The organism is Candidatus Binatia bacterium, from assembly GCA_029243485.1.
In the GTDB taxonomy this organism is placed as follows: Bacteria; Desulfobacterota; Binatia; order UBA12015; family UBA12015; genus VGTG01.
In genome coordinates, this window is sequence record JAQWRY010000072.1 from 13,406 (window position 1) to 35,668 (window position 22,263).

21 protein-coding genes are annotated in these 22,263 nt (G+C 65.1%); 15 read left to right on the forward strand and 6 right to left on the reverse strand.

Features of this window, described 5'->3' with window-relative positions; all coding sequences use genetic code 11:
* Positions 1-14: 14 nt before the first annotated feature.
* From P8R42_20170 to P8R42_20180, 3 genes are read left to right on the forward strand one after another with little or no spacing between them, the layout of a single operon-like run.
* Positions 15-1,148 carry a sulfotransferase gene (locus P8R42_20170; protein MDG2306915.1) on the forward strand — a complete coding sequence of 378 codons (1,134 nt, stop codon included), beginning with the start codon at positions 15-17 and terminating at the stop codon, positions 1,146-1,148.
* A gap of 32 nt (positions 1,149-1,180) precedes the next feature.
* The gene (locus tag P8R42_20175; GenBank protein MDG2306916.1) at positions 1,181-2,611 is read left to right on the forward strand and encodes a sulfatase; all 1,431 of its coding nucleotides are present in this window, start codon (positions 1,181-1,183) and stop codon (positions 2,609-2,611) included.
* Positions 2,612-2,626: 15 nt separating this feature from the next.
* Positions 2,627-3,415 carry a methyltransferase domain-containing protein gene (locus P8R42_20180; GenBank protein MDG2306917.1) on the forward strand — a complete coding sequence of 263 codons (789 nt, stop codon included), beginning with the start codon at positions 2,627-2,629 and terminating at the stop codon, positions 3,413-3,415.
* 12 nt (positions 3,416-3,427) lie between these two features.
* Here the strand turns inward: P8R42_20180 and P8R42_20185 are convergent, their stop codons facing one another.
* Both P8R42_20185 and P8R42_20190 read right to left on the reverse strand, forming a co-directional pair.
* Positions 3,428-4,534 carry a DUF1214 domain-containing protein gene (locus P8R42_20185; protein MDG2306918.1) on the reverse strand — a complete coding sequence of 369 codons (1,107 nt, stop codon included), beginning with the start codon at positions 4,532-4,534 and terminating at the stop codon, positions 3,428-3,430.
* A gap of 11 nt (positions 4,535-4,545) precedes the next feature.
* The gene (locus P8R42_20190; GenBank protein ID MDG2306919.1) at positions 4,546-6,906 is read right to left on the reverse strand and encodes a CoA transferase; all 2,361 of its coding nucleotides are present in this window, start codon (positions 6,904-6,906) and stop codon (positions 4,546-4,548) included.
* A 126-nt stretch (positions 6,907-7,032) separates the two neighbouring features.
* On the opposite strand from P8R42_20190, the gene P8R42_20195 reads away from it, so the two are divergent.
* The 6 genes from P8R42_20195 to P8R42_20220 all read left to right on the forward strand — a co-directional run bounded on the left by P8R42_20195 (position 7,033) and on the right by P8R42_20220 (position 14,233).
* Positions 7,033-8,370, forward strand: coding sequence for a carotenoid oxygenase family protein (locus tag P8R42_20195; GenBank protein MDG2306920.1), 1,338 nt, complete (start codon positions 7,033-7,035; stop codon positions 8,368-8,370).
* Between the two features lie 43 nt (positions 8,371-8,413).
* On the forward strand, positions 8,414-9,628 hold the full coding sequence (locus P8R42_20200; protein ID MDG2306921.1) for a hypothetical protein: 1,215 nt from the start codon (positions 8,414-8,416) through the stop codon (positions 9,626-9,628).
* A complete protein-coding gene (locus P8R42_20205; protein MDG2306922.1) occupies positions 9,625-10,686 on the forward strand; it encodes an LLM class flavin-dependent oxidoreductase in 1,062 nt (353 codons plus the stop codon). The genes P8R42_20200 and P8R42_20205 overlap by 4 nt, the downstream gene beginning before the upstream one ends.
* Before the next feature lie 10 nt (positions 10,687-10,696).
* A complete protein-coding gene (locus tag P8R42_20210) occupies positions 10,697-11,893 on the forward strand; it encodes an amidohydrolase family protein (protein ID MDG2306923.1) in 1,197 nt (398 codons plus the stop codon).
* Between the two features lie 101 nt (positions 11,894-11,994).
* Positions 11,995-13,452, forward strand: a complete 1,458-nt coding sequence (locus P8R42_20215) for a wax ester/triacylglycerol synthase family O-acyltransferase (GenBank protein MDG2306924.1) — start codon at positions 11,995-11,997, stop codon at positions 13,450-13,452.
* A 31-nt stretch (positions 13,453-13,483) separates the two neighbouring features.
* On the forward strand, positions 13,484-14,233 hold the full coding sequence (locus P8R42_20220; protein MDG2306925.1) for an SDR family NAD(P)-dependent oxidoreductase: 750 nt from the start codon (positions 13,484-13,486) through the stop codon (positions 14,231-14,233).
* A gap of 1 nt (position 14,234) precedes the next feature.
* On the opposite strand, the gene P8R42_20225 is transcribed toward P8R42_20220, so the two are convergent.
* Positions 14,235-14,669, reverse strand: a complete 435-nt coding sequence (locus tag P8R42_20225; GenBank protein MDG2306926.1) for a pyridoxamine 5'-phosphate oxidase family protein — start codon at positions 14,667-14,669, stop codon at positions 14,235-14,237.
* 92 nt (positions 14,670-14,761) lie between these two features.
* On the opposite strand from P8R42_20225, the gene P8R42_20230 reads away from it, so the two are divergent.
* Positions 14,762-15,220: a hypothetical protein gene (locus tag P8R42_20230; protein MDG2306927.1), complete on the forward strand. Its 459-nt coding sequence runs from the start codon at positions 14,762-14,764 to the stop codon at positions 15,218-15,220.
* Positions 15,221-15,238: 18 nt separating this feature from the next.
* Positions 15,239-16,312: a glycosyltransferase gene (locus P8R42_20235; protein MDG2306928.1), complete on the forward strand. Its 1,074-nt coding sequence runs from the start codon at positions 15,239-15,241 to the stop codon at positions 16,310-16,312.
* A 1-nt stretch (position 16,313) separates the two neighbouring features.
* On the opposite strand, the gene P8R42_20240 is transcribed toward P8R42_20235, so the two are convergent.
* A complete protein-coding gene (locus P8R42_20240) occupies positions 16,314-17,876 on the reverse strand; it encodes a glycosyltransferase family 4 protein (GenBank protein ID MDG2306929.1) in 1,563 nt (520 codons plus the stop codon).
* 114 nt (positions 17,877-17,990) lie between these two features.
* Here P8R42_20240 and P8R42_20245 point away from each other — a divergent pair, with 114 nt between their 5' ends.
* Positions 17,991-18,611, forward strand: a complete 621-nt coding sequence (locus P8R42_20245; protein MDG2306930.1) for a hypothetical protein — start codon at positions 17,991-17,993, stop codon at positions 18,609-18,611.
* A gap of 115 nt (positions 18,612-18,726) precedes the next feature.
* Here P8R42_20245 and P8R42_20250 read toward each other — a convergent pair whose 3' ends face one another.
* On the reverse strand, positions 18,727-19,029 hold the full coding sequence (locus P8R42_20250; protein ID MDG2306931.1) for a hypothetical protein: 303 nt from the start codon (positions 19,027-19,029) through the stop codon (positions 18,727-18,729).
* A 60-nt stretch (positions 19,030-19,089) separates the two neighbouring features.
* Here P8R42_20250 and P8R42_20255 point away from each other — a divergent pair, with 60 nt between their 5' ends.
* From P8R42_20255 to P8R42_20265, 3 genes are read left to right on the forward strand one after another with little or no spacing between them, the layout of a single operon-like run.
* Positions 19,090-19,260, forward strand: a complete 171-nt coding sequence (locus P8R42_20255) for a hypothetical protein (GenBank protein ID MDG2306932.1) — start codon at positions 19,090-19,092, stop codon at positions 19,258-19,260.
* A gap of 15 nt (positions 19,261-19,275) precedes the next feature.
* Positions 19,276-19,665, forward strand: coding sequence for a hypothetical protein (locus tag P8R42_20260; protein MDG2306933.1), 390 nt, complete (start codon positions 19,276-19,278; stop codon positions 19,663-19,665).
* Positions 19,666-19,674: 9 nt separating this feature from the next.
* Positions 19,675-20,727 carry a TonB family protein gene (locus tag P8R42_20265; protein MDG2306934.1) on the forward strand — a complete coding sequence of 351 codons (1,053 nt, stop codon included), beginning with the start codon at positions 19,675-19,677 and terminating at the stop codon, positions 20,725-20,727.
* Positions 20,728-20,828: 101 nt separating this feature from the next.
* Here P8R42_20265 and P8R42_20270 read toward each other — a convergent pair whose 3' ends face one another.
* The gene (locus P8R42_20270; GenBank protein MDG2306935.1) at positions 20,829-22,145 is read right to left on the reverse strand and encodes a cytochrome P450; all 1,317 of its coding nucleotides are present in this window, start codon (positions 22,143-22,145) and stop codon (positions 20,829-20,831) included.
* Between the last annotated feature and the right edge of the window lie 118 nt (positions 22,146-22,263).

Sequence of the window (22,263 nt, forward strand, 5' to 3'; positions counted from 1 at the left end):
GCATGTACTTCAGCGTGAAGAACTATCTCGGCGTCGTTCGCCGCGCGCTGCGGGAGGACCGCAGTGGTGCTCGGGGTCGCACCGTGGCGATCCTGCTCATCGCGGCACCACTGCTCGCGTGCTTCGACGCGATCTGCATGGCACTCGATCACGTTCTGTTCCCCGGATTTCGTTCGCTTCGGGTCACGGCGCCCGTGTTCGTTCTCGGCAACGCGCGCAGCGGGACGACCCAGCTCCATCGACTCCTCGCCGCCGACCAGGCGCACTTCTTCTACTTCCGAACGTGGGAGATCCTCTGTCCAGCGATCACACAGAAGAAGCTCGTCCACTTGATCGGACGGCTCGATGCTCAGTGGAATGGCGGTCGACTCGCGCAACGATTCGGCGCCCGGGAGGACGAGACGCTCGCGAAGGCGCGGCGCATGCATGATTGGCGGCTCTCCGGCCCCGAAGAAGACGGCTTCCTCGAGCTGCACACGTTCGATTCCGGGACGTTGACCGTTCTCTTCCCGTACGTGCGAGAACTCGGCCGACTGGGGAACCTGGATGCGGCCCCTGCGGCGCAGCAACGTCGACGCCTGCGGTTCTACGAGGGGTGCGTGAAGCGGCAGTTATATGTGCACGGCGGGCGGCCCGCAGATCTCACTCTCCTCAGCAAGAATCCGGGTTTCGTACTCCGCATGCGGAGCCTGCTCGAGCGCTTCCCGGATGCACGCTTCGTCTGCCCTGTGCGGAACCCGGGGGAGACGATCGCGAGTCTGATCAACATGCTCCGCAAAGGCTGGCTGGCGATGGGCTGCGATCGGACAGACGTCGACGAAGGCACGGACTGGGTCCGCGAGGTGCAGTTGGAGGGCTATCGGTACGCGTTCGAAGTCCTGGATACGCTTCCAAAGGAACGGTTCGCGGTCGTGACGTTCGAGGAACTGACCGAGCGCCCGCTCGACACGGTTGCCTCGATCTACCGTCGCTTCGGGATGGAGATCGCCGCCGAGTACCGAGCGTTCCTCCTTCGAGAGCAGGAGTCGTCGCGCACCTACGAGAGCCAGCACCGATACGACCCGGGTGAACTCGGGCCCTCCGCGGAGGAACTGAAGCGTCGGCTCGGACCGCTCTATGAGCGCTTCGGTTGGCCGCCCCCGTTTTGACCTGCCTTCGGGCCGCGGTTAGCCTGCGCGAGGTGAGTTCCCGATTATTGCGTGCTCCGGGCGCCCGAATCGCCCTCGCGGTCGTCGCCCTAGGCTTCACTCTGGTGTCCGGGCCTGCTGCCGCTGAGACGAAGCCGACCCTTCCGCTGCAGGGGAAAGACGGAGCGCGGCCCAACGTGCTCCTGCTCACCGTCGACACCCTTCGAATGGATCACCTCGGCGCGTACGGCTATCGGCTTCCGACGTCGCCGGCGATCGATCAGCTCGCCGGCGAGGGCGTGCTGTTCACCGACGCGATCACTCCGGTGCCCATGACGGCCCCCGCGCTCGCATCGCTCCTGACGGGCCATCACGTCCAGCACCATCACGTCACGCAGAACACTGGGACGTTCCCCAAAGGGCTGTCCTCACTGGCAGAGGCGTTCGCGGAAGCTGGTTACGATACGGCCGGGTTCTACGGCAACGAAGCGGTCGAGGAATTCGGCCGTGGTTTCGACGTCTGGGAGGAATTCCCGCGTCGCGTCGTGCCCGGCGGACTCGAGATGGCCGACGATCTCGGGGTGAATCTCGGTCTGGCGTGGTTGAAGCAGGCCAAGGCGCCTTGGTTCCTGTGGCTGCACTTCATTGATCCGCACGGCCCGTACGACTCGTCGCCTGCGCGACTGAGCAAGGCCTTCGAGTATCCGGACGATCCGGCGCTCGACAAGGAACTCGAGACCAGCGAGCAGAACTGGGTGTTCGGCGCGGTCCCGAAGTATCAGGGCCTCCCGAACATGAAGCGCGCCGGTGACTACGTTCGTCGCTACGATGGCGAGATTCTCGGCACGGACCTGCAGATCGGGCGGCTGCGCTCCTGGCTCGAGGAGGACGGGAAGCTCGACGACACCTTGATCGTCTTCACCGCCGACCACGGGGAGAGCCTCGTCGAAGACGACTATTACTTTCAGCACGGCAAGATGCTGAACGAGAGCTCGGTTCGGGTTCCGCTGGTTCTGCGACATCGCTCGCTTCCGGCCGGCTCGAAGGTCGATGCACCCGTTTCGCTCATCGATCTTTATCCGACGCTCGCGAGCCTGGTCGGACTTACTCCGCCGAAGAGTATTCCGGGCGTGGACGTCTCGGCTTCGATTTTCGGCGCGCCGGCCGAAGAGCGCCTGCGGATCATGTATACCGTCACGCCGGATCTTCGTGTGAGCGTGATGCGCGGTCCGTGGCGCATGATGGGCCGGCCTCCCAAGAAAAACGGTGGCGTCCAGATCGATGAATTCCCGTTCGTCGCTCTCTACGACGTCACGACGTACCCCGAGCAGCGGGTCGCGGCGCCGGCGAAATCCGAGACGGTGAAGGAGCTGAAGAAGGAACTCGTCGACGCGTCGAAGCGTGTCCGCTCGTTCCGCCCGCCGCCCGTCGATCTCTCGAAGAAGCAGGAAGATCGCCTGCGCGCGCTCGGCTACATCGACTGAGGAAGGGGGAAGGACGTGACCGCGACGTGGGATCCCGCGCAGTACAAGCAGTACGGAGGTCTACGTCTTCGCCCGGCGCTGGAGCTTCTCGAGCGGGTTACGGTCGACGACCCACGGCGCGTTTACGATCTGGGGTGTGGCGTCGGGGAGATCGCCCGCATCATGGCCGAGCGTTGGCCGGAAGCGGACGTTGTGGGGTCCGACAGTTCCGGGGCGATGCTGGAGAGAGCCCGCGCGGCCGGTCCGACCCGCGTTGCATGGGAAGTGCAGGACGCGAGCACGTGGGAGCCGGCCGAGCCGGCGGACGTGGTCTTCTCGAACGCGATGCTGCACTGGATCGAGGGGCACGACAGGGTCTTCCCTCGACTTGCGCACTTCCTGCGCCCGGGCGGTGTACTGGCAGTGCAGATGCCGCTCAGTTGGTCGCAGCCGTCGCATCGGCTCATGCGCGAGACGCTCGCGACCGGGAACTCGGGCCAAGGTTACGGTGCCGACGAGTTGCGCGCGAGGATGGGTCGTCGCTGGGTCGAAGACGCCGACTTCTACTACGATCACCTTCGTCCGCACTGCGGCGAAGTCGACATCTGGGAGACGCGTTACGTGCAGATCCTCGAAGGCGAGGACCCGGTTCTCGAGTGGGTCAAGGGAAGTGGCCTGCGCCCGGTTCTCGATGCGCTTGAAGGGGTCGAGCGGGAGGGATTCCTCTCGGAGTACGCGTCCCGACTGCGCGAGGCGTATCCCCGGAGGTCGCGGGGCGAGACGCTCTTCCCGTTCGCCCGGCTGTTCATCGTCGCGAGGCGCTAGCGCGAGACGCGTTCAACGCAGGTCGGCGAGCGGGAGAAGCGACATCTTGGGGACGGGATGGTCATTCGCTTCGAGCCAACGAAGGGTCCAAATCCCCTCCGCGTGACCGCACGGATCGAGCCAGTTCGCATCCTCGAGATGTGGATCCTCGGGGCAGACGACGACGCGGAGCGAGCCGTCGGCACGGTATCGGGCGCGCTTCTTGTTCGTGTGAACCGCGTAGTACCGGTAGTCGAATGACTCTCCCCAGAAGTTCGAGAGCACGAAGCCCCAGTAGCGGCACTCGGGCGGAGCCACGTCGACGACGACGGCGTGCCCGTCGCGGAGGCGCCACCAGCAACTCAGGTAGCGCATGTCGGCGATGCCGAGTGTCTCCGACGAGACGACGGGGGAGCTCTCGTAGACCTCGCCGTCGAGTGCGCGGAACCGGCGGGCGTACTCGAAGAAGGCGCGGTTAGTGCCGCGGACGTATCGCGTGACCCGCCGGAGCGCGGACGCGACGAATTCCGGGTCGAGCGGCGGTGGCGGGTCGTCGGTGATGCGCTCGATCGATAAGTCCGCGGGCCGTTCGCTTCGCTTGTCCCAGAAGGTCTGTCGCACCATCACCGTGGTCGCGTCGGACGCGCTCTCGATCCAGTTCCCGGTCGTCTTCTGCGCACTGAGCGTGACTTCGAATCGACCGTCTTTTCCGATTTCCAGATCGTCGACGTTCACGTAGGCGACCGTTCGCCGGCCTTCCTGGCGGCCGAGGGACCCACCGTAGATCGCGATCGTCATGTAGTGCGCATCGCCCCGCGTGCCGCGGATCCGGTACTGGTGGTCGCCGCTCACGTAGGCGTTCGTGTGGATGTTGTCCGGATTGTCCCAGCCGCTCTTGAGCGTCTCGTGAAGGCTTTCGAAGAAGACAGGTCTTCGCGCGTCACCGCCCTCCATGATTTGCTCGAGAGCGCCGCGCAGAATGCGGGTCAGGTAGCGATGGCCCTCACTGACGTCGAGCGGCGTGTCGGGTCCGCCGGATTCCTTGAGTTCATCCGTGAGTTTCTCGATCTCCCGGCAGAACTCCTGCCACGCGCGGCCGGAGGCGAGTGCCGTGAGCGGGCTGTCTTTGCGTGAGGGCATGGGCTCGAGTCTTAGCGCCAGGCGGGTCGGTCGCCGATGATCTTTCGTTCGGCGAGATCGGCCAGCCGCTCGTCGGTGACGCCGAGCGTGCCGCCGAGGACTTCCTGGTTGTGTTGGCCCATCGTCGGTGGCGGGGAGCGGTGCCACTTGGGCCCGAGCGTGGAGAACCCCATCGGAAGCGTCGGGTACCGCCTCGTACCGACGACCTCATGCTCGAGTTCCTGGAAGAACTGCCGGTGTTCCAGCTGGGGATTTGGCATCACGGTGTGTGCGTTGTTGAGAGGTTCCGCCGGTACGCCCGCCGCGAGGAGCTTCGAACTGATCTCGCCGCAGGGCATTTCGGCGAACACCTTCCGAAGCTCTTCGTCGATTCGGTCGTGCGCGGCTCGCCTACCGGCGGCGGTCCGAAGATCGTCGGCTTCCGTCCACGACGGGTTCTCGAGGACCTGGCACAGAGCCTTCCACTGCTCATCGTCGACGACCGCGAGTGCCAGATGTTTCTCGTCTCCGCAGAGATACACCCCCTGGGGAGCGGCGTACGGACCGCGGTTGCCCGTTCGTTCGAGAAGGACGCCGTAGGCGGAGTGCTCGATGAGTTGTTCCGCAGCGAGGTTCAGGCCGGGCTCGACGAGAGGCACTTCGACGAGGTCGCCGAGGCCGGTCTCACGTCGGCGTTCGAGAGCCAGATTGATTGCAAAGAACGCGTGCAGCGCGCCGATGGGGTCGCAGACGTTCACGATCATCGGCAGGTTTTCGTATCCGGAGAGCCACGCGAGGCCGCAGGCTTGCTCGACGTTCATCGCGAAGCCGACCCGATCGAGCCAGGGACCGTCGAGGCCCCAACTCGGCATCCGTACGACGATCAGCTTGGGGTTGCGCTTTCGCAGGTCGTCGGGATCGAGACCGAGGTTCGAGAGAACCCGAACGGAAAAGTTCTCGACGAGGATATCGGTGTCGTCGATCAGCTGCAGGAATAGTTCGCGCCCTTCGTCGGAGTCGAGGTTTAGCGTTATATCGCGCTTGTTCGCATTGGCGCCGTGGAAGATCGAGCTGGTCTCCCAGAAGCGCTGCCCTTTGATCGCGTTCACGAAGCGCATGCCGTCGGGCCGTTGGGTCGATTCGATTTTGAGGACGTCGGCGCCGATCATCGCGAGGTGCCCGGTCAGAAACGGCCCGGCCCAGAAGGCCGTGAGGTCGAGGACACGTAGTCCGGCCAAGGGTAAAGAGTCCCCCGTGTCGGTTGTGGGCGTGGCCGACGTCGCGGCGCCGAGACCGTCGGTGTGCTCCCCCAGGCGCGGCGCGGGTGCGGGTTCCGGCCGGGGCACGCTGCCCAGCCGGTAGGGCACGCGGGGCTGAAGGAACCCGCCCGGGTGCGTCTGGAATACGCCGCGCTCGGCGAAGTGATCGAGATTGGGCAGCGTCTCTCCGTTGCCGATCGGCGCGACCGGGATGCGTAACGCGGAGGCGAGTTCGATGATCTCGTCGACCGTGTGCTCGCGCGTCCAGCTGTGGATCACGTTCTGGATGAACGGGAGCTCTTTCATCCGGTTGTCGGTGTGGTGGTACTTCGTCTCGTCGGCGAGTTCCGGACGTTCGACCATCGCGCAGAAGTCTTGCCATTGTTGCGCGGTGACGGTCGCGAAGCCGACCCAGCCATCCTTCGCCGGTTCGACCGATGGCGTGTCGATGAATTGGTCGAGCGGCTTGCCGGTGAATTGGCCGTTCAAGTCGTGGTACTGCGTGCCGCACTGGAGCAGCGCCTCGAACATCGAGACGTCGACGTGCTGGCCCCGGCCGGTGTTGCGCGTGGACAGCCACGCGACGAGTGCGCCGAAGCTCGCGTAGGTTCCGGCGACCCACTCGCCGATCCGACCCGCCGCTCCGACGGGTCCGCGTTCGGGAAGCCCGCGCCGCGCGGTCATGCCCACGGCGGCTTGCAGCGTCCACTCCGTTGCTGGGCGCTCGGCCCATGGGCCTTCGAGTCCCCACGGCGAGATCGAGACGAGCGAGAGTCGCGGTTGCGCTCGGGAGAACGAATCGAAGTCGAGCCCACGCCGCGCGAGTCCCCCGGCGCCGAAGCTTTCGATCACGAGGTCCGCGTTCGACGCGAGTTCGAGAAGGCGTGCGCGGTCGCCCGCTCGTTCGAGGTCGAGAACGACCGACTGCTTCCCGGAGTTGAGGAACTGGAAGAGCGCGCCGTCCTCGTCCTCCGGGATCTCGGCGCCCGACGCGCTCCACCGTCGCATCGGGTCCCCGGCGGGCGATTCGACCTTCAAGACCGAGGCTCCGGCGTCGCGAAACAGCTTGGAGCAGTAAGGCCCCGCGATCTCCGTCGAGAGATCGAGAACACGAAGGCCGGAAAGTGGGGGCATCGCGAGGGAGCCTAGCGCGGGGCCCCTGGGGCCGCCAAGAAACTGGGCTTGAGCGGGCCGGAGAATCAGCGTAGTGATGACTCACTACGCCTCGGGCATCGACTCGGGGGAAAGGGACCAACGCACATGACCGTCGAGCGGCAGACCGAAGAGCTTCCCTGGCACCTCAAAGGAAACTGGGCCCCGGTTCAGGACGAATTGAACGTCGACGACCTCAAGGTCGAGGGCGAGATTCCGAAGGAACTCGACGGGATCTACCTGCGCAACGGCATGAACCCCCGTTCCGGTTTCTCGGAGCACTGGTTCTTCGGCAACGGCATGGTGCACGGCGTCGAGTTGAAGAACGGTCGTGCGTCGTACCGCAACAAGTTCGTTCGCACCCCGTACTACGAGAACGACATGGGCATGATGGACGCGCTGATGTCGCCGCAGGCCTCTCCGGCAAACACGCACGTCGTACCGCACGCCGGTCGAATCCTCTGCGTGGAAGAGGCGCACGTGCCCTGGGAGATCGATCGCGACCTGAACACGGTTGGTGTTCAGGATTGGGACGGCCGGCTCACGACGCCGTTCACCGCGCATCCGCGGGTCTGTCCCGAGACCGGTGAGCTTCTCTCGTTCGGCTACTCGATGATGCAAGACCCGTACGTTCACTACTATCGCATCGACGCCAAGGGAGAGCTCGTGCAGAACGAGCCGATCGAGATCCCGCGGCCGGTGATGATGCACGATTGGAACGTCACGCGGAACCACGTGATCTTCATGGACATGCCGCTCGTGTTCTCGCTGGAAGGTCCGAATCCGGGCTTCGCGTGGCGACCCGAGCACGGTTCTCGCCTCGGGGTGATGCCGCGCAACGGCACGAACGCCGATGTGAAGTGGTACGACATGAATCCCTGCTACGTCTTCCATCCCGTGAATGCGCACGAGGAAGGCGATCGGATCATCCTGCACGTCTGTCGCCAGCCGCACGCGATGAAGGGTGGGATGAACGACATTGGAGACGGCGAAGACGATGCTGGCCGCCTGTGGCGCTGGACGATCGACACCAAGACCGGGTCCGTCAAAGAAGAGCAGCTCGACGATGCGGCCGGTGATTTCCCGCGTATCGACGATCGGCGAGTCGGCCTGAAGGCGAAGTACGGCTACATCATGGGCCTGGATTCGGACAAGCCGACTCTGACCTTCGATCGGCGCCTGTTCAAGTATGACCTCGAGTCGGGCCGGCGCGAGACGCACGATCTCGGTAAGGGCTGGTTCGGTGGGGAGCCCTGTTTTGCGCCGCGCGCCGCCGATTCGGCGGAAGATGACGGCTGGGTGGTCTCAATCGTCTACGATTCGGACGAGAACGAGTCGCATCTCGTGATCGTGAACGCGCAGGACTTCGAGGCGGCACCGGTGGCGCGGGTTCGGTTGCCCCGCCGGGTGCCGTTCGGCGCACATGGCAACTGGCTTCCTGCCTAATTCTGGCAGTAGCCCACTTCAATCCGAGGGGTTAGGGGAAGGGATGCGGTCCTATCTCCTGCCCCTCGTTCTTTTGGTGCCCTTCTTTGTCGTCGGCTGCGGTGGTTCCTCGACGACCGACAGTTCGCAGGGTGCGCCCGCCGCCGAGTCCGTGGATCCTGAAGCGGGGCCCTGGGAATTGGTGCCGGAGGACCGCGTCGCCGAAGAGTGCGGCCTCGACCCAGCGCTGCTGCGTGAGGCAGACCAGGCGATCGACCGGCCGTGGGCGATCATTCGCTACGGGAAGCTCTGCCACGAGTACTACCCGAGTGGAGCCGACGAAGTGACCGAGGTGTACTCCGCGACCAAGACGCTCAGCGCGGTGGTCACTGGGATCGCGGTGTACGAGACGCGGGACCTCACCCGAACCGGACGCAAGACGGGGCCGTTGTCGGACACGGACCGAGTCGACCACTGGCTCGACGACTTCACGTTCAACCCCGATGCGCAGGTTGCGCACGTGCTCTCGATGGTGGCGCACAACGACGACCTTGGTCTCGACCAGAAGACGTTCGCGTACGATGCGGACGGAACGGTTCAGATCAACCGGCTGAGCGACGTGATCAACACCGCGATCGACCAGGATCCCGGCCGGTTCGGCGCCGACCTGGACGCGTTCACGCAGCGCTACCTCTACGAGCCGGTCGGCATGACAGGCTCCACGTGGACCGGCGGCGGCCCGGACAAGATCTTCGCCTTCACCTGGGAGACCACCACACGCGATATGGCGCGTCTCGGATTGTTGATGCTCAACGGCGGCGAGTGGAACGGCAACCGCGTTCTCTCCGAGGACTGGATCTACAAAATGACGCATCCGTCGTTTGAGGATGCGGCGACGACGTACGGCTACCTCACATGGGTCAGTACCCGCCTGCAGAATCCGTTCTTCGGGGACTGCGCTCCCGCTTCGATCTGGCCCGAGAATCCCCACGGCCTGTCGGACGCGCCGGATTGCGGCTACGGGGCCGAGGCTTCGTGTACGCAGGAGAACGATGTTGGCGTCTGGAGCGCACTGGGCCTCTTCGGGCAGATCATCACCGGCCATCCCGGCCTCGACATGGTGATTGTCGCAAAGGACATCGGTGATGCGGTTTCGGCCCGTGGCGCCTGGGCGTTCGCACGACCTGCGTTGGTTGCCGAAGATCCGCGTTTCGCGGGGGACGAGGCGGCCTTCTGCCAGGCGTATCGTTCGAGCGGCTACGCACCGGACCTGCGATGAAACTCGGAGTCTGCGTGGCGTCGCACATCGGCGACGTGGACTACGTCTGTCGCGCCGAGGCGCTCGGCTACACGCACGCCTGGCTCGCAGACAGCCAGATGATCTGGTCGGACTGCTACGCGACGCTGGCCCTCGCGGCCGATCGTACGAGTCGCATCTACATCGGCACCGGTGTCGCGGTCTCCGGAACGCGGCCCGCACCCGTGACGGCGGCGAGCATCGCGACCATCAATGCGATCGCGCCCGGCCGTACGTTTCTCGGCGTCGGGACCGGCAACACCGCGATGCGCATCATGGGAAAGAAGCCGCATCGGATCGCGGAATTCGATCGCTATCTGACGACGCTGCGCGCGCTCTTGCAGGGCGACGAGACGATGCACGAAGGCAAGCCGATCCGCCACGTGATGCCCGACCATGGTTTCGTGAACGTGAAGGACCCGATTCCGCTGTACGTTTCGGGCTTCGGTCCGCGGTCGCTCGGTCTCGCTGGAAAGCACGGGGATGGCGCGGTCATGGGGATGCCGCCGAGCCCCGAGGTCCTGCAGATCATGCTCGATCTCATCCGCGCGGGGGCCAAGGGCGCGGGTCGGACTCTCGACCGCGCGTCCTACCCGACGACGGCGCTTACGACGATTAGCGTGCTCGACCCCGGCGAAAGGACAGACTCGGATCGCGTTCGCGCCGAGTGCGGAGCCTTCGCCATGGCGACGGTTCACTACATGTACGATCAGTGGCGCCAGTTCGGGAACCCGCCGCCGGAGGTCGTACGACCGATCTGGGACGAGTACTGCGCGATGCTGGCGGACGTTCCGGACGATCGTCTCCACCAGAGAATCCACGCCGGCCACAATTGCTGGGTGCTGCCCGAGGAAGAGCGCTTCGTGTCTCGAGAGCTGATCGAATCGACCTGTTTGGTCGGCACGGCGGGTGAACTGGCGCAGCGACTGAAGGCGCTCGAGGAGGCGGGGTTGGACCAGTTGATGCTTCTCCCGGCATGGGAGCCGCGCTACGATGTTTTGGAACGAGTCGGCCGCGACCTGTTGCCGCTCCTGTCTTAGGGGACCCCCGATGAACGAAGCCGCGGAACTCACTCCGTACACCGGCGATGCCTTCATCCACGATGCGGATGCGCACATCATCGAAGAGCCGGACTGGATGGTCGCCCACGCCGATCCTGGTGTCCGAGAGAAGCTGAAGCCCGTCTTCGTTGCATCGGTGAAACCCGGCGAGGAGAGCATGGTCGACGTTTGGCGTCGGCGTCACGCCGAACCCGCGCGGCGCTCGAAGGCGGAGGCCGAGATCATGTTGACCAAGAACTGGTCGGCGCTCGGAAGCTTCATCGCACAAGACCGTCCTCGGGCGCTGGACCTCCTCGGCTTTCGAAGCCAACTCGTCTTCAACACGTTCACGAACGACTATCTCTACGCCGCCGAGCACAAGGACGATCTCGAGTTCGCCTACGGCCTCGCTCGCGCGCACAACCGCGCCATGGTCGAGTTCTGCTCGGTGGACCCCCGGTTGCTTGCGACGGCCTACGTTCCGCTCGCGGACTTCGAGCAGTCCCGCATCATCGCGCAAGAGTCGATCCGGATGGGGGCAAAGGCTCTGCTCGTCGCGTCGGGTTGTCCGAAGGGCCACTCGCCGAGTCACACCGGGCTGTTCCCGGTCTGGGCAATGGCGCAGGAAGCGGGCCTCCCCGTCGTGTTCCACGTCGGCGGGGGTGGCAAGCTTCTCGATCCCGCCTACTTCGAGAACGGATTGCCGCCGGTGCCGGACTTCCACGGGGGCGCGGAGAACTTTCGCTCTGTCGATTATATGGCGATTCCCTATCCGCCGATGCAGACGCTCGCGACGATGATCTTCGATCGGGTCTTCGATCACTTCCCGCGGCTCAAGGTGGGCGTGATCGAGCAGGGCGCCGTGTGGGTCCCGGGCTGGATGCGGTCCATGGACACGTCATTCAACGCGTTTCGCAGGAACGAGGAGCGTCTGCAGAAGCTCGAGCTCCTTCCGAGTGAGTACGTCCGCCGCCAAATCCGAGTGACACCGTATCCCGCCGAGCCGGTCGGCTGGATCATCGAACAGGCGGGGGAAGAGGTTTGCCTCTTCTCCTCCGACTGGCCGCACGTTGAGGGCGGGCGGAACCCGATTCGGCGCTTCGAATCCTCGCTCGAAGGGATCTCGGCACGCGCTCGGGCCAGTTTCTATAAGGACAATTTCATCGACCTGATGGGGCAGGGCCTCGCGGGCGTGCCCGCACCTTAGCTCCGGCGATCACTCGTTCGGCGAACTCCCTTGCCGCTGTGGGGGACTTGGGCTTAGTGCTGGCACTCCCCGATTCCGGGGTCGAGCCGGGAGGTTGGCACATGCAGCAGCTCAGTGGGATGGACGCCTCGTTTCTCTACTTCGAAACGGGGAACTCGCCGACGCACATCGGTTCCTTCGGGATCTACGATCAATCCAGTGCACCCGGCGGTCGAGTCACCTTCAAGGGGATTCTCGCTAACGTCGAGAGACGGCTGCATCTCGCGCGCTGTTTTCGTCAGAAGGTTGTGCGCGTCCCGATGGATCTCGACCATCCGTACTGGATCGAGGATCCAGAATTCGATCTCGAGTTCCACGTTCGCCACATCGCGCTGCCGCAGCCGGGGGATTGGCGACAGCTGTGCATTCAGGTGGCGCGGATTCACGCCCGCCCGCTCGATCTCTCGAAACCGCTTTGGGAGATGTACGTCATCGGAGGACTCGAGAACGTCGAGGGAGCCCCTCCGGGAAGCTTCGCGGTTCTGACCAAGATCCACCACGCGGCGATCGATGGGGTCTCGGGTGCGGAACTCGCCGCGGCGGTGCACGACCTCGAGATCGACGGGACGCCGCCTCCGCCAAAGAAGAAGTGGGAGCCCGAGACCGATCCGAGCACGTTGGATCTCGCGTCGAGTTACGCGGGGAGTCTCCTGCGTGACCCGTTTCGGTTCGCGCGCACCGTGCGCAACGTGGCTCCCGGCCTGACACGGATGCTCCGAGGGAATCCCGAGGTCGAAGTCGAGAACTCGGGGCCTGTGCCTCGTACCCGCTTCAACGGGGTCGTGTCGCCGCATCGCTCCATTGAAGCGAGGGTCTTCGCGCTGGATGACATTCGCCTCATCAGGAAGCTTGTCGCCGGTGCGACGGTGAACGACGTCGTGCTGGCCGTCTGTAGCGGAGCTCTGCGGCGGTATCTCAAGGCGCACGGCGAGCTGCCGGAGGACACCCTGGTCGCGATGGCGCCTATCTCGGTGCGGCCCGCTGATCAGCAGGGGGCCGCCGGCAACCAGATCTCGATGATGTCGGTCACGCTGTTTTCCGACGAGGCGGATCCGGTGAAGCGGCTGCAGAAGGTTCACGAGGGTACACAACAATCCAAGGCAACGGCCGCGGCAGTGGGTGCCAGGACGATGACCGACGTCACCCAGTTCATGCCGGGTGCGCTCGCCGGTCTGGCCGCGCGGCTCTACACTCGCATGGGCCTTGCGAACAACATCACGCCGTTCCTAAATACCGTGATCACGAACGTCCCGGGTCCGCAGATTCCGCTGTACTTCACCGGCGCGCGTCTGGTCGCTCTGCACGGCATGGGGCCGGTCATGGACGGGATGGGGCTCATTCATCCTGTGTTCAGCTGTTCCGGGAAGATCAGCATCGGCGTTACGGCCTGTCGCCAGATGATGCCGGACCCGGGCTTCTATGCGGAGTGCCTCCAGGTGTCGTTCGATCAGCTGCTCGGCGCCGTGGGTGTCGCACCGCGGGCGAGTTCGGTCCATTCGACCGCGGCGAGCTCGGGCTGAGAAAACCGGATCCATCCCCTATGCTTGTGGGATGAAGCGCTTCGAGAACAAGGTCGTCCTGATCACGGGCGCCGCTTCCGGCATCGGTCGAGCGGCGGCGGAACGAGTTGCGAGCGAAGGGGGACGGGTCTTCTGCGTCGACGTAAACGCCGATCCCCTGGCGGGGGTCGTTGCTCGGGTCGGCGAACTCGGTGGGGAAGGGGCGGCTCACGGGTGCGACGTCAGCCAGGCCGAAGCCTGTCGTGCGACGGTCGCGGCCTGCGTGGAGCGCTTCGGTCGCCTCGATGCCCTGGTGAACATGGCCGGGATCATCCGGATGGGTCACACCGAGAGCTTCTCGATCGAAACCTGGCAGCAGGTGCTGAACATCAACCTGTCCGGCACATTCTACATGTGCCAGGCGGCGATTCCCCATCTTCTCGAAGTGAAGGGGAACATCGTGAATGCCGCGTCGTCGATCTGTTTTCGCGCGACACCCTATGCGGCGGCGTACGCGGCCTCGAAGGGTGGGATCCTCACGATGAGTCGGATGTTGGCCGTCGAGTTCGGGAAGCAGGGGCTTCGCGTGAATTCGGTGGCGCCTGGGCAGATCGACACACCGATGGCGGCCCCTCCCGGATTTCCCGAGGACGCCGACTTCAAGATCATCCAACGCAGCATGGCGCTCACCGGGGGCGAAGCGCCGAGCGTGGTTGCCGCGGCGATCGCCTATCTGGCTTCCGAAGATGCGCACCACGTGAACGGCGAGCACATCCTCGTGGATGGCGCGACGTGCGCGTGACTCAGAGGTTGTTGTAGTCGACGCTCCACCACCGCTTCGGCGTGAGCGCCACGAGAATCGTGTCGGCGACGCTTTCGTCAGGGTGGGTCATCTGGAGATAGCCCAGGCCGATCTCGTCGCCGAGGTAGCGGATCGCCATCTCCTTCACGTGCCGCTCGTAGTCGATCGGCTCGATGGAGACCGGTCCTTCGACGCTCACGTAGGAATACGGCGGGGCTTCGGTCTGAACGCAGAAGCTGATGCGCGAAGCCTTCGCGACCAGCTTCGCCTTGCGGGATTCGCGGCCGCTCGCGAAGCGCAGCACGCCGCCGGGCTCGTACTGATACCAGACCGGGACGCTGCACGGTCCGCGGCCGGCTTCTTCCACGCTCACGATCCCGATGCGGGTTGCGGCAAGGAAGGTCTCTCGTTGTTCCTTTGACATGGCCAGCGACATGGTCTGGTTCCCCTTCTGTCGCCTCGTTAACAGACTTCCTGGGCGGGGCACTAGAGCGCGGGGCGCCATTGTGCTCCAACCTCGGGGAACCCATGAGTGAGACGAGAGACAAGTCGGATCGAGCGGAGGCGGTCGAGGTGCGCGGTTCGCACGATCGGACGAGTGCGCTCGGCGCGGCGGTCGACGTCGGCGTGCGGGCACGTAGTGGCGAGTCTCCACCGCTCGCCTTGGGGCGAACGGATTTGATCGCCCTCGAGCTTCAGTCGCTCGACGAGTCGATCCGAGAGTTGCGTGACTGCATGGGGCGCTTCGGAGAGGTGACGACGACACGCACCGGCTTCGGTGGTCGCGTGGAGTTGGCGTTGAAGGGAATCGTCCGGAAGCTAGTGCAGCGACACCTGGACCAAGAGAAGGAAGTTCACGTCGCCTTGCAGCGTGTGCTCGAACGGCTCTCGGCCTTACGGACGGCGGAGCATGCTTTGCTCGATGAAAACGCGACGGTTCTCGTGGACGACGCGCTTCGTCGCGACCGGCGAGCGAAGGAAGGCTGACGCGCGGCCGCCGCTCCGATGCAGATTCACCAGCTCCTAGCGAGCCTCGAGTATGGCGACGCGGTGGCGAATCAGGCAATCGCAATCCAGCGACACCTGCGCGCCCAGGGCCACGAGTCCGATCTCTTCGCGCCCTCGAGGCATCCTCTCGCCACCGAGCCGACGCGCCCGCTTGAGGAGATGCCGACGTCGCCGGACGCGGTCACGCTGTATCATCACGCGTTCTGGTCGGAAGAGATCCACGAGCGCCTCGGGACCCTCCCGGGGCGACTCGCGATGATTTATCACAACATCACGCCGGAACATTACTTCGCACCCTACAGTGCGGACCTGCGGTGGTCGGCGGCGCGCGCGCGCGCGGCGCTCGACCCGTTGCGGTCGCTCGTTGACATTCCGCTCACCGTTTCGGAGTTCAATCGAGCCGAGCTCTCGGCCGCGGGGTACGCCGACGTCGGCCTCTTGCCGCTTCCGATGGACGTGGGGCTGTTCTCCGACACCGCGCCCGACCCTGCCGTCGTCGAGCGCTACTCCGATGGCTGGACGAACTTCTTGTTCGTGGGGCGTCTGGCCCCGAACAAGAGGCAGGAAGACGTGATTCGCGTCTTCGCTTGGTACCACCGCTACGTCGACCGGGCGTCGCGGCTCCTGCTCGTCGGCGCCGCGCCGGAGATCGACGCGTATCGGGAGGATCTCGTCCGGGTGGCGGATTCGCTCGGAGTCGCCGACTTCGTGGTGTTCGCGGGGAAGGTGTCTTTTCCCGAACTCGTCGCCTACTACCGAGTCGCGGACCTGTTCCTCTGCATGAGCGAGCACGAGGGATTCTGCGCGCCACTCGTCGAGGCGATTTTTCACGATCTTCTGGTCGTGGCTCGCGCGGAGGGCGCGATTCCCGAAACGCTCGGGGATGCGGGGATTCTCGTGCACGGGCGGAACGTTCCGCGGATCGCCGAGACGATTGGGCTCGTGCTTTCGGATGCAGAGCTTCGTCGGGATGTGGTCGAACGGCAGCGGCAGCGGCTCGAGGTCTACACGCCGCAGCGGTTTGGGGCGGCGCTCGATGCGTTCGTCCGTCGGGTGGACGGTTCGACTTAGGTCAGCGCTTCTTCGGCGTGTCGGAGCCGATTTTTTTGAGCTCTTCCGACAGGGCGTCGACGCGGTCGCTCATCGTCCGGAGTTGGCCCTCGAGATCGTTGTGCGAGATCTCGATCGTTCGAACCAGTCCGTCCTGCAGGCGGAGGATCCCCTTCTTGAGGCGCCCCATGAATCCGCCGAGGGCTTCGCGGTGGGATCCGAACTCCATGGCGAGGGCGCGGCCCCGGAGGTCGCCACGCTCGGCGCTGCTGAGCAGGGCGTGGTACGCTGCGAGGTCGTAGCGGGTGACGAAGTGGGGATTCGTGTCGCGGGACAGGTCGACCGACGCACCGAGCTCAGGCGCGGGAAGGGCGAGGGCGCGGTCCAGCGCAGAGCGCACTTCGCCCGGGCAGGCATCGTCGTCGGCGGATGGCTCGTGCGCAGCAGCGGGTGACGCGGACAGCTCGATTCCTTCGTTCTGGAGACCGGTGTGCAGCTGTTTCTTGATGATGCCATTCGAGAAACGGGGAAGAATCGAGCGCTTCTGCCAGTCGACGACGGCACACCGCGCGGCCGGGTCGAGCGCGGCGAGGATCCGGCGCGCGATGGCAACGGGGTCGAGCTCGTCGACGGCCAACGGATGCGTGTCGAGCAGTTCTGCGACCGCACCGCACTTGTAGCCGACGACCGGAAGGTGACGGGTCATGGCCTCGAGGATCGGTAGTCCGAATCCCTCGTGCTCCGAGAGCCCGACGAAGACGTCGGCATCACGGTACGCGCGGTCGAGCTCTTCGTGGCTCACCTCTCCGGGGAGGTCGACGGTGACGCCGAGGCGCTGGCCGAGTGCACGGACTTCCGACACGTACCGACGCATGTCGTGATCCGGACGTCCGGGGAGTACGACGCGGACCTCACGGCCGCTCATCTCCGCGACCTCGCGCGCCGCGGCGATGAGGTGAAAGTGTCCCTTGTGGGGGACGACGCGGCCGACGAACAGGAGGCGTATCGGTTCGCTGGCGGACGCCCGAGCTTTTCCGTTGGCCGGCTCGGTTGTCTCGTCCGGCTCGCTCGGCGCGGGCGATTCGAGATACGCGGAGGCGGGATAGACGACGTCGACGCGGTCTTCGGTGATGCCGAGTACGCCGAGCTGACGGCGGGAGAACTCGGAGTTCGTCCACACGCGCGCGTTCGGGAGCGCGTCGGCCACGCGGAGCAGCTCGAGGAAGCCTCGAACGGTCTTGTACGCAGGCGCCGGGGAGTAGCTCGCGAAGAACCAGGGCGGGGTGTTGTTGTGCCAACGCAGGACGACGGGCGCTCTGGCGTCGAGGAGCAACTCATCACCTTCCTGCCAGCCGTCGACCCAGTGGTAGATGACCGGCCCGGGGGCGCGGCGCAGCGCCTCCGCGAGTTCTCCTACCGGGCGAGCATTGATGCCGGGGTAGTTCCTGGCATCGACGCGCTCCGCAAAGACCTGGACCGGGAGTCCCCAGCTTTGGAAGAGCCGGTACTGGAATGCGGTATCGAACGCGATCGAATCCGCGCGGAGATACATCCCTTGGACGAGTAGGTAGACCGGAGCCGTCATCGTTCCTGTAACGAGATAGCAATTGAAGGCCGCGGGACGAACCCGCGCGTTCGGTTGACTCCCAGCCCGTGCTGAGGGACGGTCGCGGACGCAGCGCCGTGCGCCGAATCTCTCATGAAAATCGCTCTTGTCGCGCCCAGTGATCACTCGTGCGGGGGGGTCGCCGAACAGCTTGCGTCCCGCGCTTCGGTCGATGTTCTGACCACCTGCCGGCGGGACGACGGTTCCCTGCGAGACTTCTTTTCGCCGGGTCGAGAGCAGGTGGAATCCTTCTGCCGGCACCGGTTTCGGTCGGACTACGCGACGGTGCCCGCGCTTGCGGGTCGGCTCGCGGCCGTCGTGTTCGAAGGGGAAGCGGAGCCGGCGCTCGAAGCGCGGTGGATGCAGGAGCGCGGACCCTATTCCTCGGCTCTCCTCGACCATCTCGCCGCCGAGGCGACCGGCTACGACGTGTTCGTCTTCTTCGGACTCGAAACCGCGACGACCGCTTTCGGGCTCGCGTGTGTCGGCGCGCCGTCGGTCGTGGTGCCGCAGTTGCGGGACTTGGAGATCTTGCAGTCGAGGCTTCTGCGGGCCGCGATCTCCGGTGCGGCGGGGTTCGTATTCGGCTCGGAAGAAGAGAGTCGTGCGGTGCGGCAGCACTGTGGAGCGGACATCCCGCACGCGACCGGTGAGGAACTCTCCGGAGCTTCGCTCCTCGAGGTGATTGAGCGGGTGACGGGGGTGACGTCATGACGGGCGAGGAGGCCGGCTCGGAATCGTATTCGGAAGAGTCCCGCAATCCGTTTCAATTAGGGCGTTTCGTTCAGTGGTGGCTAGCGTCTCTCGTCGCGGCGACCGGGATCGGTATTCAGGCCGTCACCGTACCACTCTTCATTCGCGATCGCGTCGAGGCGGATAACGGGCTCTTGCGATCGCGGCGGCCCTGATCGTGCAGAGCCTGCCGGGGGCCTTCCTGACTTTGTTTGGTGGCGCCTTCGCGGATCGCGTCGAGCGGCGCCGGGTTCTCGTGCGGACGTAAAGCGTCGTGGCGGTGGTCTCGACCGTCTACGTATTCCTCGCCGGCTTCGACGCGCGCGATCTGGCCCGTGTTCCCGCTGGGGGCGATGGTGGGCGCTGCGGGTGCCTTCACGAATCCGGCTCGACAGAGCATGCTTCCGCAGTTCGTGTCGCCGTCTCAGCTTCAGAACGGCGTGATCTTCGGAACGATGGGGTGCGCTACATCCGGGAGCGTCCGGCCCTTCTCGCCCTAATCCTCCTCGCGACGCTGCCCGGCGTCTTCTTCATCGGGCTGTTCTCCGTGACCGTACCGATCGTGGTTCCGGACATTGTGCAGGCGGGGGACAAGTGGGTGGGCATCCTGCGGGGATGCTTCGGCGTCTAGGTGTTCCTGTGCCCGTTGGCGCTCACCGTATGGCCGATTCCACGGTGCGGGTTGGCGATCTGCCTCTCGATGGTGTCGGGCGGAGCGGGCCTGACGTTCTACGGTCTGAGCGAGACGCTCTACATCTCGGCTCTCGTTCTGGTTTGGTGGGGCACCGGCGCGGCCGTCTTCATCAACTATGTGATTGCGCTTCTCCAGGAGAACACCGAGTCGCGGATGATGGGCTGGCTCATAACCATGTATTCACTAGCTTTCTTTGCCTCGTCGCCGATCGGCTACCTGCAGGCCGGCCCGGTCACGAGTGCGTTCGGGACGCAGGTGACCCTCCTGTCGAGTGGCCTGGTTTCGATGGTGCTGAGTGGCGCCTACGTGGTGCTCTTGAAGCCGGTGCGGGATCTACAGTAGCGGGAGGGGATGACTTCCTTGTCTTGTGGAGGCCGGGTGGCCCCGATGCTCGCGATCGTGTTCTCGTCTGCTCTCGTAGCGGGCTCTTCTTTGGCCGCCGGATTCGAGCCGGCGAAGCGGACGCACGCGCCGGAGTTGAAGCCTCCGAATCATCAGGCGGGCTCCGGAATCGAAGGGTGGGTCACGGCCTGCGTCACGGTGAAGGAGGATGGAACGGTGGGAGACGTTCGGGTCATCGACCTCAGCCCGAACGAGGAGTTCGCCGAGGCGGGGAAGAGCGCGGCCGAGGGTTGGAAGTTCAAGCCGGCGCAGTTCGACGGCAAGCCGACGGAGGAGGCGGACGTCTGTGACATCCAGCTCTTCACGGTCGGATCTCCCTTCGCCGCCAAGACCACTGCAACGTTGGAGGGCGCTGCGGCGTTCCTCGACGAAGAGGAGTTCGACAACGCGAAGCGTGCGTTGAAAGATCTCGCGGAAGACGGCCCGCTCACGCTGACGCAGGCGGCGCGGCTGCAGTTGTTGGAGTCTCGGATAGCCGCGAACGATAAGGACGAAGCGCGCGCGGTCGAAGCTCTCGAGCGCGCGACGATCAGTGGAGGACGCTTCTTGAAAGAGGACGCACGCCTCGCTGGTCTCGGCGCACGCTTCCAGGGCCTCGTGAATGCGCGTCGCTATCGCGACGCGCTCGATCTCTTCGCCACGTTCGAATCACTCGACGGCGGTGCTCAGCCCATGGTGATATTCGGCCCGACGGCCGCCGAGATTCGCGATCTCGAGAAGAGCGGCAAGTCCTTCGCGGTCCCTGGCAAGCTAGAGCCGGCCCTGGCCGCAGACGGCGGCGTCTGGCGTCACCGCCCTCTGCGCCGCGAGGTCGGCGTCCAGGACGTCGAGGGCAAGATCACCGCCCTCAGCATCGAATGCGACCGTCGCAAAATGCGCCTCGACTACCAAGAAGACATCTCCCTCACGATCCCGGAAAGCTGGGGCTCCTGCTCCATCTACGTAGAAGGCACCCCAGACACGACCCTCCGCCTGGTCGAGTACGGAGGGGACGTTGGTTAGTCGCGCGAATTTTGTTTAGTCGCGGACGCCAAACATCCCGGCCCGAGCTGATCTTCCACCGCGACTAAACAAAATTCGCGCGACTAACCAACGTCCCCTCCTCACGCCGCTGAGGCGCGTAGGCGGGGGCGGCGGCGGACGCGAAGGGGGAGGGCCTTTGGGCCGCGGAGGATCGTGTTATCGCCCCAGGTGATTTGGTCGGTTGCGAGGTCGATCTCGGAGAAGGTGTCGAGGAGAGCTCGGAAGGCGAGCTCGCCCTCGAGGCGCGCAAGTTGGGCGCCGAGGCAATAGTGCACGCCGTGGCTGAAGCTGAGGGCTCGTTTTTCGTCGCGGGCGACGTCGAGGATCTCGGGGTTGGTGAAGACCTCGGGATCGCGGTTCGCTGCACCCAGGAGCAGCACGAGCTGATCGCCCTTCTGGACCCGGTGCCCCTTGAAATCGAGATCCCCGGGGGCCATGCGAGACGTGAGTTGTACGGGGCTATCGTAGCGCAAGAACTCGTTGACGGCGCTGGGGATGAGCTCCGGTTCCGCCCGAAGCCGTTCCATCTGCTCGGGGTTTCGGAGCAAGGCAACCATGCCGGTGCCGATGAGGTTCGTCGTCGTTTCGTTCCCGGCTACGAGAATCAGCATCGTCTGGGCGAAGAGCTCGCCCGCCGAGAGTCGGTCGCCGTCTTCCTCGGCGGCGACGAGGCCTGAGAGCAGGTCGTCGCGTGGATCACGCCGGCGCTGTTCGACGATCTCTTCGAGGTAGGAACGAAGCTCGGCTTGTGCGAGAAGGCTGCGCCGGATGTCGTCGCCGCTCCCGAAGCCGAGGACCCGCACGCCCTCATCGGACCAGTGGCGGAAACGCTCGTGATCTTCGGCCGGAACGCCGAGCATCTCGGCGATTACGGTAACCGGCAACGGCGCTGCGAAATCCGCGATGAGTTCGATCTCGTCTCCGTCCGCCGCGCGCTCGAGCCACTGGTGCGCGAGTTCTTCGACGCGGGTCCGCATGCGCTCGATGGCCCGCGGCGTGAACGCCTTGCTCACGAGACTCCGCAGGCGGGTGTGGTCCGGTGCATCGATCCGCAGCATGCCGGTGCCGCCGTCGGTGTACGGCTCGGGTAGGCCCATGTTGCGGCGTCGCGCGGCGATCATCGGATAGCGCTTCCAGTTCCGCTCGTCGGAAGAGAGTCGCGTGTCGGCAAGCGCGTCGACGACATCCTGGTACCGAGTGAGAACGTACCCCGGCACCAGCGGGCTGCGATGGAACGGGTCGATCTCGCGCAGGCGTCGGTACTGCGGGTAGGGATCCTCCTGGTTGGCGCTGCCTCGGGGGTCGAACGCCACTCCGTAGCGGAGCCGTTCGTAGCCCATCGCCACTGCGGCGCCGGCGAGGATCCCTGCATGGGTCACGCGTTCGCGAAGGTTCATCTTGTCTCCCGTCCGTTCGGCACTGCCCAAGTCAGTCGGGCGGCCGTAACGCAGGATACGCAAGCCCCGTGCCTACAGCGGGCGCCGCAGACACGAGCACTTTGGTCGCAGGTGCAAT

What these genes read in the sequence shown, in the direction of transcription:
- P8R42_20245 (MDG2306930.1), top strand. Translation starts at nt 17,991, where the DNA reads ATGAAAATCGCTCTTGTCGCGCCCAGTGATCACTCGTGCGGGGGGGTC.
- P8R42_20235 (MDG2306928.1), top strand. Translation starts at nt 15,239, where the DNA reads ATGCAGATTCACCAGCTCCTAGCGAGCCTCGAGTATGGCGACGCGGTG.
- P8R42_20195 (MDG2306920.1), top strand. Translation starts at nt 7,033, where the DNA reads ATGACCGTCGAGCGGCAGACCGAAGAGCTTCCCTGGCACCTCAAAGGA.
- P8R42_20240 (MDG2306929.1), bottom strand. Translation starts at nt 17,876, where the DNA reads ATGACGGCTCCGGTCTACCTACTCGTCCAAGGGATGTATCTCCGCGCG.
- P8R42_20210 (MDG2306923.1), top strand. Translation starts at nt 10,697, where the DNA reads ATGAACGAAGCCGCGGAACTCACTCCGTACACCGGCGATGCCTTCATC.
- P8R42_20190 (MDG2306919.1), bottom strand. Translation starts at nt 6,906, where the DNA reads ATGCCCCCACTTTCCGGCCTTCGTGTTCTCGATCTCTCGACGGAGATC.
- P8R42_20215 (MDG2306924.1), top strand. Translation starts at nt 11,995, where the DNA reads ATGCAGCAGCTCAGTGGGATGGACGCCTCGTTTCTCTACTTCGAAACG.
- P8R42_20185 (MDG2306918.1), bottom strand. Translation starts at nt 4,534, where the DNA reads ATGCCCTCACGCAAAGACAGCCCGCTCACGGCACTCGCCTCCGGCCGC.
- P8R42_20220 (MDG2306925.1), top strand. Translation starts at nt 13,484, where the DNA reads ATGAAGCGCTTCGAGAACAAGGTCGTCCTGATCACGGGCGCCGCTTCC.
- P8R42_20270 (MDG2306935.1), bottom strand. Translation starts at nt 22,145, where the DNA reads ATGAACCTTCGCGAACGCGTGACCCATGCAGGGATCCTCGCCGGCGCC.
- P8R42_20200 (MDG2306921.1), top strand. Translation starts at nt 8,414, where the DNA reads ATGCGGTCCTATCTCCTGCCCCTCGTTCTTTTGGTGCCCTTCTTTGTC.
- P8R42_20205 (MDG2306922.1), top strand. Translation starts at nt 9,625, where the DNA reads ATGAAACTCGGAGTCTGCGTGGCGTCGCACATCGGCGACGTGGACTAC.
- P8R42_20225 (MDG2306926.1), bottom strand. Translation starts at nt 14,669, where the DNA reads ATGTCGCTGGCCATGTCAAAGGAACAACGAGAGACCTTCCTTGCCGCA.
- P8R42_20250 (MDG2306931.1), bottom strand. Translation starts at nt 19,029, where the DNA reads ATGCTCTGTCGAGCCGGATTCGTGAAGGCACCCGCAGCGCCCACCATC.
- P8R42_20230 (MDG2306927.1), top strand. Translation starts at nt 14,762, where the DNA reads ATGAGTGAGACGAGAGACAAGTCGGATCGAGCGGAGGCGGTCGAGGTG.
- P8R42_20265 (MDG2306934.1), top strand. Translation starts at nt 19,675, where the DNA reads ATGACTTCCTTGTCTTGTGGAGGCCGGGTGGCCCCGATGCTCGCGATC.